Origin of the sequence: Nostoc sp. ChiVER01 (assembly GCF_034531155.1) — a bacterium.
Classification (GTDB): Bacteria; Cyanobacteriota; Cyanobacteriia; order Cyanobacteriales; family Nostocaceae; genus Nostoc.
Map to the genome: position 1 here is coordinate 20,103 of NZ_JAVRBS010000024.1, position 16,591 is coordinate 36,693.

10 protein-coding genes are annotated in these 16,591 nt (G+C 41.8%); 5 read left to right on the top strand and 5 right to left on the bottom strand.

Annotation, left to right across the window (positions count from 1 at the left end):
• Nucleotides 1-89: 89 nt before the first annotated feature.
• Together RMY00_RS26110 and RMY00_RS26115 are read right to left on the bottom strand one after the other, a co-directional pair.
• Nucleotides 90-3,380, bottom strand: coding sequence for an efflux RND transporter permease subunit (locus RMY00_RS26110; RefSeq protein ID WP_322650328.1), 3,291 nt, complete (start codon nt 3,378-3,380; stop codon nt 90-92).
• Nucleotides 3,381-3,633: 253 nt separating this feature from the next.
• On the bottom strand, nt 3,634-4,938 hold the full coding sequence (locus RMY00_RS26115) for an efflux RND transporter periplasmic adaptor subunit (protein WP_416212106.1): 1,305 nt from the start codon (nt 4,936-4,938) through the stop codon (nt 3,634-3,636).
• A gap of 842 nt (nt 4,939-5,780) precedes the next feature.
• Here RMY00_RS26115 and RMY00_RS26120 point away from each other — a divergent pair.
• From RMY00_RS26120 to RMY00_RS26135, 4 genes are all read left to right on the top strand, one after another.
• Nucleotides 5,781-6,320 carry a phycobiliprotein lyase gene (locus tag RMY00_RS26120; protein WP_322650330.1) on the top strand — a complete coding sequence of 180 codons (540 nt, stop codon included), beginning with the start codon at nt 5,781-5,783 and terminating at the stop codon, nt 6,318-6,320.
• 245 nt (nt 6,321-6,565) lie between these two features.
• Entirely contained in the window at nt 6,566-6,883 is a 318-nt protein-coding gene (locus RMY00_RS26125; RefSeq protein ID WP_322650331.1) for an RNA-binding protein, read from the top strand.
• Nucleotides 6,884-7,778: 895 nt separating this feature from the next.
• Complete coding sequence (locus RMY00_RS26130) at nt 7,779-8,612, top strand: CHAT domain-containing protein (RefSeq protein ID WP_322650332.1); 834 nt, start codon at nt 7,779-7,781, stop codon at nt 8,610-8,612.
• 22 nt (nt 8,613-8,634) lie between these two features.
• Nucleotides 8,635-10,254, top strand: coding sequence for a hypothetical protein (locus tag RMY00_RS26135; RefSeq protein ID WP_322650333.1), 1,620 nt, complete (start codon nt 8,635-8,637; stop codon nt 10,252-10,254).
• Nucleotides 10,255-10,340: 86 nt separating this feature from the next.
• On the opposite strand, the gene RMY00_RS26140 is transcribed toward RMY00_RS26135, so the two are convergent.
• The 3 genes from RMY00_RS26140 to RMY00_RS26150 all read right to left on the bottom strand — a co-directional run bounded on the left by RMY00_RS26140 (nt 10,341) and on the right by RMY00_RS26150 (nt 15,662).
• Complete coding sequence (locus tag RMY00_RS26140; RefSeq protein ID WP_322650334.1) at nt 10,341-11,756, bottom strand: extracellular solute-binding protein; 1,416 nt, start codon at nt 11,754-11,756, stop codon at nt 10,341-10,343.
• A gap of 316 nt (nt 11,757-12,072) precedes the next feature.
• Entirely contained in the window at nt 12,073-13,785 is a 1,713-nt protein-coding gene (locus RMY00_RS26145) for a diflavin flavoprotein (RefSeq protein WP_322650335.1), read from the bottom strand.
• A gap of 152 nt (nt 13,786-13,937) precedes the next feature.
• On the bottom strand, nt 13,938-15,662 hold the full coding sequence (locus tag RMY00_RS26150; protein WP_322650336.1) for a diflavin flavoprotein: 1,725 nt from the start codon (nt 15,660-15,662) through the stop codon (nt 13,938-13,940).
• Nucleotides 15,663-15,772: 110 nt separating this feature from the next.
• Here RMY00_RS26150 and RMY00_RS26155 point away from each other — a divergent pair, with 110 nt between their 5' ends.
• On the top strand, nt 15,773-16,591 hold the full coding sequence (locus RMY00_RS26155) for a pantothenate kinase (RefSeq protein ID WP_322650337.1): 819 nt from the start codon (nt 15,773-15,775) through the stop codon (nt 16,589-16,591).

A 16,591-nucleotide genomic window follows, 5' to 3' on the forward strand; every position in this document is an offset into this window, starting at 1 on the left:
TGATCTACCAAGAAGTTTTTTCGTTGGCAAATCACGTTAATTTAAATTCCAGCGTAGAACGTGTTGAAAATTGAATCCCTATCAGGGATTTAAATCAATTTTTTTGTAAATCCACGCAACCAAATTAATACTGGCTTCGCCCAATTACCACCGAGCAAATCGTGTAGCAGAATATAAAAACAGGGGATGATAAATAGTGTCAGCATTGTTGCGATCGCCATCCCGAAGAAAACTACAATTCCTAAAGGCTGCAAAAACTCAGAACCTTCGCCAATGCCCAATGCCAAAGGAAACAGTCCCAAAATAGTGGTGACTGTAGTCATGATAATTGGGCGCAAGCGTTGAGGAGCAGCTTTCATGATCGCAATTTGGCGAGTACAACCAATTTCATCCCGAATTTGGTTCGCCAGTTCAACCATTAGAATCCCTGCGTTTACCACAATTCCCACCAGCAAGACGACACCAACAATTACAGTTGCGCCAATTGCAGTTTGGGTAATGTAAAGTCCAAAAAGTCCCCCAGCTAATGCCAGTGGTACGGTGAACATAATTACCAATGGGTCAATCAGCGAATTGTATTGTACCGCCATGACTACAAAGATTAAGAACGTTGCCAACGCCCCTAAAGTTTTTAAAGCATCCTGAAGTTGCTGATTAGTTTCTTGGGCAGAACTAGGTACAATTGAAACGCCATCAGGTAAGTCTACATCTTGAAGTACCTGGTTGACTTCTGCGATCGCTTCACCAAGACTAGCTCCCTCGGTGAGATTGCCTGCCACAATAAAAGCTTGACGCTGATTAATCCGTTGCACTTCACCAGGCGCTTGACCTTCTTGAATGTTTGCAACATCTGAAAGCCGGATTAGTTGATTATTTTCTGTAAATAGTGGTAATTGCTCTAGCTGGGAAGGACGCGCAATTGCTTCCTTATTTAACTGCACCCGCACATCAACTAAACGATTACCGCGTTGAATTTGCGTAGGAACTGAGCCTTCAATTGCTGTTTGAACTGTTGCACCAATTTGCCCGGCGCTCAACCCTAATGCCGAAACTCGTTCCCAGTCGGGGCGAATTTGTATTTCTGGTTGCCGGGGGTCGGCATCTGGTCGGAATGTCGCTAATTTTGCCCTATCTTGCAATGCTTGCAACACTTGCGCGCCTGCTTGCGTTAAGTTTTCTTCATTCTCACCTTGCAAAATCACGTCAACTTCTGACCCTTGCACTGGAGAATTACTCAAGATTAAACCCCGCACCTGACCAGGATTGAGGCGCAGCAGAATTCCTGCTAAGTTGAGTTTGTTAAATTCTTGAGTTACTTTTTTGACGAAAGCTTCGACATCTGTACCTGGTTTTAGATTGATAGTGCTACTAGCACGTAAAGGATTTTCTGTAGTATTGCTACCAAACAAAGAACCACCCACAGTTGTGAAAGCAGACTCTGTTTCTGGTTGTTTGAGCAAAATGTCATCGACAATTTGCATAACTTTTTCAGAAGTTGCTAAAGGTGTACCGGGAGGAAACTGCGCTCTCAAGGTAGCTTGACCAGTACTGATGCGGGGTAAAATTTCTTGGGGAATTTGACCAAACATAAAGAAGCTACTGCCGCCTAAAATTACCAAAGCAGCAATAACAACGAGGAGCCGATAGCGTAAAACTTTGGTTAAAAAATTACTGTATCCTCGTGTAGCATCTTCAAATCGGTGATTAAACTGTCTTAGCAACCAAAATTCACCGATCCGACTAGACCAGCGAATTCCCAAGAGTCGAGAAGACAGCATCGGTACTATTGTAATGGCGACGACAAGGGATGCTGCGACTGCGAAGCTAATTGTCAGAATCAGTTCATTAAATAGCAGTGCAATAAAACCGCCAATTAACAGGAATGGTACTACAGAAACTAAGTTAGCACCTGTAGCAGCAACTAAAGCAGATTCCACTTCTTGAGAAGCATTAATGGCATTGTCAATAAAGAATTTTGAATTTCTCCCCTTCCCCTCTGCTCCCCTGCTCCTCTGCTCCCCTACCTCCATCTCTTTCTGATTGGGAGTCATCCCCACTTTTTCGGAAATATTCTCCAAAATTACAACCGATGTATCAATTGCTTGACCGACTCCTAATGTCAGACCTGCTAAACTGAATACATTCAAAGTCAAGCCAAAGATTTTCATCAGAGCGATCGCTGCTAGAGTACACAACGGAATCGTCAAACTGATAATCAATGTTTGCCTGAATGATCCCAAAAATAACAACACTGCTGCTGCTGCTAACAATGCCCCAGAAATCCCCGAAAAGATGACATCATTTAAAGAATTGCGGATAAAAATAGATTCATCTGTGGTGGGACTCAAAGTCATGTCTGCTGGAATTAAACCCGATTGTCTTAATTGTTCAATTCGCCGTTTCACAGCATCTACAACGGTAATTGTATTGGCTTCAGGCTGCTTTTGAATTGAAAATTTCACCGCAGGCTGACGATTCAGGTAGACAAATACTCGCTGGTCTTCTGTATCATCAATTACCTCCGCAAAGTCTCGTAAATAAACGCGGCGAGAAGGTGCAGGGGAGGTAGGGAAAGCGGAGGAAGCAGGAGAGACAGGAGAGGAAACTTCCAAGGAGAGGTTTTCAATTTCCCTAGCATTTTGGAAACGTCCTACAGTCCGAGTCAATGGCTCGGAATTTTGCCCTAGAATCCGACCACCAGAAGTATCTTGGTTACGGGCTGTTAATTCATCTAAGACATCATTTAACCCGACACCCAAAGCTTGCAATCGGTTTAAGTCAACAAGTACTCGTACTTCTTCCTCAGCACCACCAGATACATCGACTGAAGCAACTCCCGGCACGACACTGAGTTCACGGGTTAACTCTTCATCAGCAAATACGCGTAAATCTTTACCTGGCAACGAATCAGATGTTAGTGCCAATTCATAAATCGGCAATTGGGAGGGATCGAGTTTAAATAATCGCGGCTCCTCTATCGTATCTGGCAGTTGTCCTCGCCCTCGGTTAAAAGCAGCAGTAGCATCGTTTAGGGCTTGGTCAATATTGCCCCCTGGTTGGAAGTATAAATCGAGGCTTACCTGCCCTTCACGGGTGCGGGAAAAAACTTGCACTACATTCTCGGTTGCTCGTAAAGCTTCTTCTAACGGCCTGGTGATTTCATCTACTGCTACTTCTGGTGAAATACCAGGGGCTTCTAGTCGGACACTAACTCGTGGATAGGTAATTGACGGTAGGAGATCGACTTGAATCGTGGTGAGAAAAAATACCCCAATGACAATTACTGCCACGGTAAGCATGAGTGTGCCAATGTGTTGGCGAATAGCGATCGCACTAAGACTAAATCCGCTATTGCCATTATTATTGTTCGCCTGTTGCATGATACGTAAGTGATAAGTGCTGACTACTAAGTACTTTTTTCCTTGGTATGGTGGTTATCAAAATAGAATTCAGAAGTCAGGAGCCAGAATTCAGAGTTGAATTCTGTGTGATTGGCAGATAAATAAATGGGTTTAATATCCCCACTAAATCGAAGATTTGGTGGTCTTCAATTAGTAGTGGTTTTGAATCCCTCACTTTCTTGTTCTGACTCCTGAATTCTGACTTCTGAATTCTTCTTCAATGCTCACCGTACTATTGCTTTTCTGAAAGAATTGAAAGACTTACAGTGTCACCTTCTTTTAAGGGCTTACCACTACGAACAACATAGCGCTCTCCTGTTTGCAAACCGGATAAAATTTCCACTTTCCCATCAGCTCTTTTTCCCAACATTACGGCTCGTGCTGTTACCTTGGTTTTGCCTTCTGTGTCTTTAACGACAAATATTTCCCCACTTCGGTCTTGTGAATTTGCTTTTGCTATCCCAGATGTGTTAGCTGGGGAAGACTGCTGTACATTTGTTTGCGTCTCCCCTGTAGCCTTGGAGTTCTTAGTGCCTGCTTGTTTTTGAATAGCTGTTTGCTGCACGACTACTCGTTGTTGTGTCTGGTTTTCAAAATTGACTCGCGCCAGCAATCCACTGCCAATCTTCCCTTGAGTGTTGGGAATCACTACTTCTACAGGTATCAAGCGAGCTGTGGCATCGGCAGCTGGAGAAATGCGGGTAACTCTGCCAATTAATGTTTCCTTGGGGAAGGCATCTAAACGGACTTGTACAGACTGTCCAACCTGAATTTGTGCCAGTTCTAATTCGGAAACTTGCACCACGACTTTGACACGGTTAAAGTCGCCAATTTTTAAGACTTCGTTACCTGCTTGCAGAAGGTTGCCTGGTTCTGTCACCTTTTCTGTGACTATGCCAGCGATGGGGGATATCAGTTGAGCGTAAGACCTGCGCTCTTTAGTTTGAGCAACCAATGCCTGCTGGGCTAATACTCTACCTTGGGCAGCAGCGACGGCTTGCTGTTCTGTACGAACCTGCTCTTGGGCTGCCCGGAGTGCCTGGGCTGCTGTTTGTGCCTGGGTACGTGCTTGTTGGGCAGTTTGTTCAGCGATCGCTCCAGCTTTGAACAACCTTTGCTGCCGTTGGGAGTCTGCCTGGGCTTGTACCACTTCTAACCGCGCCCGTTCAACTTCTGCACGGGCATTGCTTACCTGATTGGTTGCTCTAGCTACTTCTGATTTAAGGGCTGCTAGTTCTGCTTCTGCTTGCTTTAATTCGGTTGAAAGTATGGCATCATCTAACTGCCCAACCTTTTGCCCAAGCTTTACCGTATCGCCCACATCAAGGTTCAAAGCCAACAACCGAGCTTCTACTTGCGATCGCACTGATACAATCCGAAAGGGTGTTGTGTTACCTGTATATTCTGGTTGTTTTTCCAGTAAGTCAGTTCGAGCGATCGCCACATCTACAGGTGTTGCACCGCCACGTTCTTTACTACCAGGACTCTGAGATTGTGCATCTGCTGACTCTTTGGGCGACGAGCCGCAACTTGCCATCAGCAGCCCTATACCTAGCAAACAAGAAATTAATAAACTTCTTACAGATTTGGAGGAAAGTAAATAATTTTCTTTTTTACCTTTTTTACCTGTTGCACTAGTGCTGTTTGCAAGAAGTCTACTCTTTAAATCTGCGTAGGCATAGCCCGCCCCTGCCATCGTTATCTCAGTCTTTACAACTGAATTTAACTGGATATTAATGAGCTGGTTGGCGGCTACCGGATCTGTAATTTTCACCTGCTTGTGCGGCTTATTCATATCCAAAATCATTTATTTTTCTCTTATTGGGGAGCTTTTGGGGTTAAACAGCCGTGTTTTACCAAGTAATTTTGAGAGATTTAATTAACAAAAAACGGCGAGAATCTTTAAGCTGTTTTACAGTAATTTTCTGTATCAGAAATTACTGTTTTCCCATAAAAATCCAAAACTTCTCACCGCTCTACTTCTTACGCAGAGGTAGAAAATCTTCTTGCAGATAATAAATTATAAACAAAGTATAAATATTTGTTAGCTTTCTGAAATCTACCTATAGGAGAAACCTGGGTTTTTTTATAGATATGAAACTTTTTGCCGCACATCCTAACATGGGCAGTATTACAATAATGACCCTTGTTTTTACATATTATTTTTATTTTGGCATAAGTAATTGTACTTACAAAAGTTATTTTATTAAGAATATTAAATATTTATTGCTTTTTTAAGTTTATAATGTACTAGAAGACAGTATTTTTCTTACCCCCCTTGCGTAATATGGCAAGAACAGGGCGATAAATACCATAAATAACAGCAAGAATGAAGTTTTTTGCCAGAAATATATTTGCATTAGGTAAGGAAGGTAAGGCGTGACATCATTGCTCAGAATCGTAAAAACTACTGATGAATCCCAGATTTCCGAATTTTTCCAGGAATCAGCAGGGAAATGGCGATCGCAACGACGCTACTACACCCTACCGGCGGGAGAAACTAAGGAGATTGAAAGTATCGTTACGATTAGTTTTTTAGAGCAGGGCTGTGATGAATTGCAAAAGCTAGCTCAGATGCACGATTTGTCTGATGCAGGTAGTTTAATCTGTGGTGCAGCAGTTGTATGGGAAAGTACAGATGTGCTAAAGACAAAGAAAGAATCGCAAGGTTCAACAATATTTGGGGTGATGGGAAACATTTTGTATCGCGATCGCGGTTTTGCCATATCCAAACCAGTCACCGCCCAGTATTATTTCTCCAACCCAAAAACACTGTGTTTGCGAACTGAATACAACGGTTCAGTGTTTGAGGAAGAATTAAAGCTAATTGGCAGCAAATACCGCACCAGACAGACAATCATCTCTCGTGCTGGTGAGCAATTGATGATTGGCCAATATTTAGAAAATAGAATTGATTAGCTTTTTCTCCACTCCCTATCTACGCAAATACTTTCAAAAATCAAAGCGGACTGCTATATAAATTTTTATAACAGTTTTGAAAACTTCCCCCAGAAAGTTAGTTGCTATGTCATCATGGGAAGTGAAATGAGAATTAATTCGGCGACAGTGTTTGATTTTAGTATTGACAGGCTTTTTCCTTTTGGTATTACAGACTTCTCTCCGAAATCTAAATCTCTACAAACTTATGATTTTGGAGACATTTAATGTCAATTTACGTTGGTAACCTCTCCTATGAAGTTACACAAGATGCGCTGAGTGCTGTATTTGCAGAATATGGTGCTGTAAAGCGTGTTCAGCTACCTACTGACCGTGAAACAGGTCGTTTACGCGGCTTTGCTTTCGTGGAAATGAGTTCAGAAGATGAAGAAACCAAAGCCATTGAAGCCCTTGATGGTGCTGAATGGCTGGGTCGTGACCTTAAAGTGAATAAGGCCAAGCCCAGAGAAGACCGAGGTGGAGGTGGTTCCTTCGGTGGTAATCGTGGCGGTGGTGGCGGCGGCTACAACCGTAATCGCTACTAAATTAAGTAGGCGAAAGTTATTTAGTTGAATCTAGAAAGGCTCAAGCATTGCTGCTTGAGCCTTTTTTATGCAAAACTTTAACTATGAATAATCTCAATAGTGCCCTTACTCCAAAACAAAAGCCTCATTTACAAAGTTTTTAGTAACCTCGGTTGCCCACCTTTTTTGCTATTCGGGATTGAGGAGAATTTGTATATTACTAGTCATCCATCATTTATGTTTATTAGGTTTTATACTATAGAAATCCGGTTTGATTCCTGAATTTACTTGCGTGGGCAGGGAACGGAGAATAGGGAATAGGTAACAGGAAAGAAGGCATAGATCCGTACTGAATCTTGTTCAAAAATCAAATAGGAGTCCTATAGTAGAAATACAAATTTAATAATTTATTTAAATTTAATAATTTTATGTCAATCTCTTTTGAGAAAAGGATTTTGATTATAATCCTCAAGAAGTTTTAAGAGAATTTTTGAAACAAAATTCTACAAAAATATTTCATACTCATTAGTTACATATTATATATGGAATAAATTATTTCACTGGATTATTGGTAGTACTTAGGACTTACGCACTGTACAAACAAATCATCTTGTGTACTAACGTAAATACGTCGTTTCAGCCTTTTAAAAACCATGCTTTGTTAGTTGCGATCGCAAAAAGGTAGCTGAAAAACCTTCCATGCCCGTTGTCACTATCGAAATGTGGTTATGTTAGTACAAGAACACAATTCATATCATTTCTAGTCATGGCAACAATACCAAAATTATTGGTCTGGTGGTTGTATTACTTAAATAAAACAATTTTTATAACTCAAATCAATTTTTCCAACAAAGCTAACTTTTGCGAAAAAGCCGATAAAAAAGTTTAGTTCTTAAATATAACCTGTCTTAACTATATGACCGACAATATGCTCGTAAAAAAAGTCCTGATTCTGGCAGCCAATCCAAAAGAAACATTACCCCTGCGCCTAGATGAAGAGGTGCGTAACATTCAAGAGGCAATACGTTTAGCCAAAAAACGCGATCGCTTTATCATAGAACAGCGTTGGGCAGTACGTCCTAGAGATGTTCAACAAGCGATGTTAGATGTAGAACCGCAGATTGTTCACTTTTCTGGACATGGTGTTGCGGATAAGGGACTTGCGCTGGAGGACTCAACCGGGAACCCAAAGCTCGTGAATGCAAAAGCGCTGGCAGAATTATTTCGTTTGTTTGCAGAGAAACTGGAATGTGTAATTCTCAATGCTTGCTATTCAGAGGTTCAAGCTGAGGCTATCGTTCAACATATTAGCTGTGTGATTGGTACGAACCAAGCAATTGGAGATAAAGCTGCAATTATATTTGCCGAGGGTTTTTATCGTGCTATAGGCGCTGGTAGTTCTGTTGAACGTGCCTACGAATTCGGTCGCAATGCCATTCAATTAGAGGGGTTTTCAGAAGATATAACCTTAGTAATTAAGAGGAACCCTAATTTATCCTCTTTCTCCAAACCTTCACCTACTAGAGTCGGGTTAACAGACGGAAAACGTCGTCGAGCAGAGGAGAGATTGAAGGCATTTGAGAAAGATTGGAATTTACGGAACGACAAAATCGGGCGATTGCGTACTGCTTTGGCAATTGAAGTGAGCGAAGCAATTAAGTTTCAGTTAGAGCAACAAATTGAAAATGAAAAAAGTCATTTGGGACATCTTGAAGAGGAGATATCCAAGATTGAGCATGAGCTGCAATAAATTCAGGGTGAGGAACTGAGCTATGACCTTTAATCAGCAACCGCCTAATAAAATTGAGAGGCTAAGGCGAGAACATAACACGCTTAACAAACTATGGAACCTATACCATCAAAAATGGACAAAGTTGGGTGAGGATTTAGCAATTGAAAATGATACAGCCACCAAGAATAAATTAGAAAAGCAAATCAAGGATGCAAAAACGGAATTGAATGATATTGAGATCCAGTTATCCAATATCGAGTCGATGCTTCCGCAACGTCAAATAACGCAAAGCCGGGATGATGCAATTCTACAGGAGTCGTCCAACAGGGAAATACCTGAAATTGATCAGGAGATTGAACAGGTTAAAGAAGAATTACGCAAGGTTAGGAAACGTCCAAGAATAAGTAACCTTTGGTCATATCTGAAAGATTTAAGAATCAAAGTTTGTACTCGCAAAAACAGGCTAATTATTTTGTTTGTATTGGTTCTATGTAGTGGTGGTGCGGTATTTTTACCTTACATCTTGATAAACTTTAATCCAGATGTCTGCCAATTGCCTGCTGCTGATGTGAGCAATATAGACTTTAGTCCTGATGGAAAATATTTAGCTACAGCAAGTCTAGATAAAACAGTACGAATATTAAAAGTATCTGAAACCATCACTGACCAAAAAACTAAATTAGTAGTTGCTTGTCAAGAACATACAGAAAGCGTAGTGGCTGTTAAATTCAGCCCTGATAGAGAGTATTTAGCCACAGCTACCTTGGATTCAGCATACCTATGGAAGGTGAATGATAATCATGGTATCATTACCTTGTCGAAAATCCAAGATTTAAGCCACGTTGATACACCCCCTAATAATAAACTACAGTACAGGAATCCTGTAGTTGCAATTGACTTTAGTAGTCAGGATGGAAAGTACCTAGCTACGGCTAGTGCTGACGGCAAGATAAAAGTGTGGATCACAAAGACAACTGAAGCAAAGGTTTTACCAACACCTCCAGGACAAGCAAAAGCTTATATAGTATCTGTCAGCTTTAGCCATGATGGAAACTACATAGCTACAACCGACGTCAACGAGATAGCAAATGTGTGGGAGTTAAAAGCAGATGATGGCACCCTCACCCCTCGATCGTTGCTAAGCATCCCTAACGTTACAGACGTTGCATTTAATTTGAAAAATAAAGAAAATAATATATATTTTGCTACAGCTCGTGCTGATGGAACTGTACAGGTAAGGGACATTTCTAACCTTAACCAGCCTATTCCCTCCCTTAACCATAATACTTACGTTGTGGATGTTAGTTTTAGTCCAGGGGGGAAGTTTATAGCTGCGATTGGCTTAGATAAAAAAGTGTCTGTGTGGGATAGGGAAACTAAGAATTCGGCTATACCCTTGCTGACACAAGAAAGCTTAAAGAAAAACACAAATGTAGCAGCTATTGCCTTCAGTTTAGATGACGAATATTTGGCTGTAGCTCACACTGATGGCAAAGTCAGTGTATGGAACACAATTAACAGAACAGAAGAAGACTCGTTGACGCCACAAGTGAAGGGCCTAGTGACCCTTGCCTTTAGCTCAACAACCAATGGAGAGTATCTTCTTGCTATGGCTGGTGTGGATGGACAGATAGAGATGAAGAAGTTCAAACGGAAATAATTTAAATTCATGAACCAAAGCTTCGACTTTCTCTCACCTCTGTATATACCTTAATTAATGTGAAAACAGGTATTACTTTTTTGCTATTAGCATTTGAGCATTTCTTGTGGTGATAATTTTTGTGTCTCCCTATCAAGTAGTTCTCGTGTTTTCTGAGCTGCTTCACCCATTGCTTTGTCAGGAGGTAGATATCCATTACTAGGATTTAGAGCTTTCCTGAGATACTTTTGTAAAATACAGGATGCCTTTGTGTATTGAGGGATACGTGGGCGTGCGATCCATTCGTCCTTCTTTTCTTTCCTGTCTATTAAAGCTAACAGCTTTGGATAGTGTCTATATCTAGCAACAATTTGAGGATCAAAAAACAGTCTTCGACGACTTGGCAAAGAACTATAATTCAAAGCGAACTGGCGTTGAATTGCAGCACTGCTAAAGAATCTAATAGCTTCTATAGCTTCATGTGGATATTTTGTTTTTTCGGCAACTCCAAATCCCCAACCCCCTTTGCTAGCACCACTAGTATTACCTTCTGCGTGAACCATAGGAATAAAATCAATCTTGCCATTGCCACTAAATTTAGGTTCAGCTTCATAAGCTTTAGCCCATGTGAATGGCCAATTACGCATGAAAACGGCATCAGGCTCTGCTAGGAATATTTTAAGGATATCTGTGTCTGGGTCTGTAAACGAGAGGAGGTCGGAGGGAGAAATTTTAGAGTCATAAATCGTGTCATATAAGAATTGGACTGCTTGTATTGCCTGTGGCTCATCAAGTCCTACTACTTTACACTTGTCAGGTTGTTTAGGATTATTACCTTGGCACTGTTCATCGTGGTCTACAACTTTTTCTTTCCTTATCCAATCCTTTTTAATCCAGTAGCCACCATAGCCGTGGAGTACCTCAGTAAACATTGCAACAAGTGCTTCTCCCTGACCCTGCCAAAGATATCCCCAAAAATTTTTGTCTAGTTTCGGCTCATTTGTCTGATAACGTTTAACAATCTTTTTCAAGTCATCAAACGTTTCCGGTGGTTTCGCTTGAATTTTTGCTAGCAAGTCTTTTCGGTAATAAAGCAAGCCTATGTCAGTCCGAAAGGGAACGCGATATAGCTTGCCATCATCACAACCTTTTTTACCTCCATAACAGCCATTGTCAACCTCACTAAATAGAAATTCCTTCTTCAAATCTTTGGGTGGAAACTCTTTAGTGAGATCCTTGAGCCAACCTTGCTCGACAAATTCAGGAACCCAGATGATGTCTAAATAGAGAAGGTCATAAGGTTTCTTGTCCTTGTCTGTGAAGGCAGATATCAAGGCTTCTTTTGATCGATCAGTACCTTTTCGGGAATCTTGTTTAAGAACATCAGGTCTAATGATGATATTTGGATGTTTAGCATTAAACTGAGCGATTAGTGGGTTCCAAACTTCGGTTTCATCATCTTTTACTATAAAAGAAAGAGGGACTGGCTGAGAAGAACAACCAGAAATCAACTGAATGCTCATAATACAGATTATTAAAAGCACTAATAATCGTATAACTCTAAATTTCTGCAACAAATCTCGAAGTGTACGAAACTGATACTTATTCTCCATAGTGAAGATCCTGATGTTCTATATTACTAAAGTGTTCTACCGCCACTGGAGATATTTTTTCATTATGTTGCAATAAGAATTCAAATGAAGTATGACTTACACCAATTTGATATGAGAGTGCATAGAACTGTAGAATAAAGAGAGAAAAAAGACCAGAAGTGAAAGATGGCAAGAAGGGAAGTTACAGTAGGTCTTTCCCCTGTGCCTATTTGCCTCTTATGCCCAATTAATAATGAGTTGCCGATTTGCGATGATGCACGGCTGTCACGCCATCAGTATCTAACAATTTGCCATTTTCGACAGTGGCATAAACTAGCCAATGGTCGCCAGATTCCATGCGGTTTTGTACGGAACATTCAAGATATGCTAGGGCATTTGTCAGTATGGGAGAACCATTTTCAGCTTCTTCAGTAGCGACATCAGCAAATCGGTCTTGTCCTGGGCCGAATGGTTTGAGGAAGTGCTTCATCAATCCCAAATGATTGCCTTCTTTAAGAATGTTGAGGACAAATTTGTTTCCTGTATGCGTCAGTGTTTCTACTGCGCGTTCTTTGGCAACGGCTATAGTTAAGCCAGGGGGACTAAAGCTAGCTTGAGATACCCAAGAAGCTAACATGGCACTGGAGCGATCGCCTTCTTTTGCTGTGAGAACACAAAGAGAACCGACAATCCGACCAACTGCTTGTTCTACAGTTGTTGCAGGAAGACGTTGCGATCGCACTTTTCTAGCTTTCTTCAAAGCTTGGGCAAAGTCGGTTCCGGCTTCTTCACATAATTGTAAGGTGGTATCGTCGGGTTTAAATTTTACGCGGATGGTGTCAAAACCAAACCGATAGCCAGCATCTTTCAACTTACCTTCAATTAAATCAACTGCTTCCCCACTCCAGCCAAAGGAACCAAAAACACCAGCGAGTTTATTGTTAGTAGCGGTGGATAGAACAATTCCTAAAGCTGTTTGCACGGGTGTGGGTGCATGACCGCCGAGGGTTGGAGAACCGATAATGAAACCACCGGCTTTCTCTACAGCCGCCCGGATTTCTTCTGGTTCAGTAAATTCACAGTTAATCGATTCTACAGCAACGCCAGCTTTTGTAACCCCACGAGCGATCGCTTGGGCTAATGTGGCTGTATTCCCATAAGCTGATGCATAAATCAACACTACTGTCAAGTCCGCAGAAGTTTGCTGTTGACTCCATTCTCGATAAGCTTTGGTCAGGTCAATTAAGCCATAGCGTACCAAAGGCCCGTGTCCAGTGGCATACATTCTCACCGGAAAATCAGCTAGTTTCTCCAGCGCTGTTTCAACTTGACGAGCGTGGGGAGCCATGAGGCAATCAAAATAATAGCGCCGATCTTCGTTATATACTTCCCAACCTTCATCAAATACCTGATCTCCACAAACATGCGCCCCAAATAACTTATCTGAGTACAAAATTTCTGTTTGCGGATCGTAGGTGCAAAGTTGATCTGCATAGCGGGGATTGGGTGTGGGAATAAATTGTAAATTATGCCCGTTGCCTAAATCTAGGGTTTCTTCGCCCCGCATCACAAGAATTTGCAAATCTGGATTTTCCAGCGCTGCACGTAAATTTATCGCGCCAGGATTAGAACAAACAAAAGTGATTTGCGGGGCAAGTTCCAATAAAGCTTTTAAAGTTGCAGCGCGGTTGGGGTTGACGTGTGCCAAAATTACATAATCTAAGTCTTCGAGATGAAAACGTTGTTGCAACGCTTTTAAATAAATTTCTGTAAACGTTTCCCCTGGAGGATCAATAATTGCAGTTTTCTTGCTTTCTATTAAATAAGAATTAGCAGTTGTACCCTTAGCAAGAGCATATTCAATTTCAAACCTAAGCCTTGACCAACTGCGCGATCGCAGTATTCTTGTGTCTGTGGCTATTGGATAAACTTGAACATCACGAGGTTTATTTTTTGACATAGGGAGTAGGGAGTGGGGAGTGGGGAATAAGAAGTCGGGATCACCACTTCCTATTCTTTTTTTAATAATGCTTTCCGACACGACTTTTGGGGTAATGAGGAATCAAGAAGTAGGAAACACCACTCCCTACTCCCTACTCCCCACTCCCCCTCTTAATAATGATTACCAACTTTGCGGTGATGCACAGCAGTTAAAGCATCTGGCTTAGAAACTCGTCCGGCGTAGACGGTGCTGTATACTGCCCAATGGTCGCCGCAATCCATTCTACTGACGACTTCGCACTCCATGTAGGCCAGGGCGTCGTTAAGGATAGGCGCACCGTTTTCGGCTGGCTGAGTTCTCACTCCTTCAAAGCGATCGGCACCAGGGGCGAACCGTTTCAAAAAGTGCTTCATGAGTGGTTGGAAATTGCCTTCTTCTAAGACATTAAGAACAAAGCGATCGCCTACTTGCATGAGTGATTCAATAGCCCGATCTTTGGCTACTGCAATGGAAAATCCCAAGGGTTTGAAACTAGCTTGAGCAACCCAAGAAGCTAGCATGGCACTGGATACATTGCCTTTTTTGGCAGTAATAATATATAACCCACCACTAATTCTACCTAATGCTTTATCTAAGTCAGCACCAAGGGATTTCATGGCTTTGATACTGCGATCGCGTGTTACCCATTGAGCTAAGTCTGTACCCGCTTCTTCACACAGCTTGTAAGTATTTTCTGTGGGTGTTTGTTTAATCCGAATTGCTGGAAAAACCGTTGTCAACCCCAAATTGCGGAATTTACTCAGCAAAGGATCTATCGGCTCATCATCGCCACCGCCGCTTTCAAATAGGCCAATAGCCTGCTTTTCTTTGGCAGATCCTAAAACTGTGCTGAGTGCAGCTTGAATGCTAGCAGCCCCAGAAGCCGGAGGTAGACCAACGATTAGCCCAGCACAACGGCTAACTAGTTCCCGCAGTTCTTGTAAATCGACTTCAGATCCCAAATCGACAATTTCTACGGCGACACCAGTTTTGCCGATACCATTGGCAATTGCTTGCACGAGGCGATCGCTATAACCGTATTCGGAAACGTAAAATATCCCAACTACCGTTTCTGGCTTGGCTTGCGTTTGGCTCCAAGTGCGGTAACGTCCAACTAGTTCCTCAACATTGTGAGATAATAATGGCCCGTGTCCTGTGGCAATCATGTCGATGGTTTTTAGTTCACCCATTCGTTTCAGGGCAGATAAAACTGATCGGGCATTCGGCCCCATCAAGCAATCGTAGTAGTAATGAAAGTCTTCTTCGATAGCCGCCAAATCTTCATCAAAGGTGCTATCTGAGCAATAGTGCAACCCAAAGGCATCGCAGGTATAGAGAATTTTGGTTTTGTGGTCGAAGCTGAAAATGGTATCCGGCCAGTGTAAATTTGGGGCAATTACGAATTCAAATTCATGACCATTACCTAAATCTAAGCGATCGCCATTTTTCACAATCCGCCGTTTGAATGGCTGATGTACGAAATCTTCAAGAAACTGAATCGCCACTTTAGAACCGACAACGGTTATTTCTGGAGCCATAAGCAGCAAATCTTTAACTAAACCGCTATGGTCTGGCTCGGTGTGGCTGATAATCAAATAATCAATCTCTGTTGGCTTGATTAGTCCGGTGAGCGTATCGAAGTATAGTTGACGAAACTTTTCGTGGGAGGTATCAACTAAGGCAGTCTGCTCCCCACGGATGAGAAACGAGTTATAGGTGGTACCATTTTGCAGACCAAACTCAATATCGAAGCGATCGCGATCCCAATCCAGAGAGCGAATAGCCGTCGTCTCTTGAGCGATTTCTACAGTCTGTATGGTGAGCCGTTTTTCAGTTTTTTCGGTGAGTGCTACCATAACTCCCCTCCTTAACACAATGAGTATTTGTTCCTCTTGCTTTATTGTGACACGGGATGAATGTTAATTTTTATTAAAAAACATATAACTGACTTAAAAAACTTAAAAGTGTGAAACCGCATAAGCACCCAGAACACAGAGATAATATTTGGCTAGCTTTGGAAATTGGGAATTCCCGCCTGCATTGGGCGTTGTTTATTGGCAAGACGCTTTACTCAGCTTGGGATACTGACCATCTACCTGAGTCTGTTGTACAACACCTGGCTGAATGTCAAACCCTGAATGATTTACTAGAGAAAATTTTTCCACAAGGTGAATCTCTAATAAACACTCTGCCTCTTTGTCCTCTTCTCATAGCCTCTGTAGTTCCCAGGCAAACTGCTATTTGGCAAACTTACCCAAATACTCGCGTTATTACCTTAAACCAAGTACCGCTCAAAGGTATGTATACCACATTAGGAATTGACCGCGCTTTAGCTTTGTGGGGTGCGGGAAAAACTTGGGGTTTTCCAATGTTGGTAATTGATGCTGGGACAGCGCTAACTTTTACAGCTGCGGATGCTAATCAGTGTCTAGTTGGAGGTGCAATTTTGCCAGGATTAGGTTTGCAATTTGCAACTCTCAGTCAACAAACAGGACAATTACCATTAGTAGAAATACAAAATCTTCCGTCTTTACCACCACGTTTTGCACTTAATACTACAGGAGCTATTCAAAGTGGGGTAGTTTATACAATATTAGCTGGAATTAAAGATTTTATTGAGGCGTGGTTGCAATTATTTCCTAATGGAAGAATTGCGATTAAAGGGGGCGATCGCACTTTATTACTAAACTGTCTGCAAGCCTTATATCCTGAAATTGTAGCACGCTTAATTGTGGAGCAAAATTTGATTTTTTGGGGAATGCGAGAAATAGTAAAACTGCTCTAA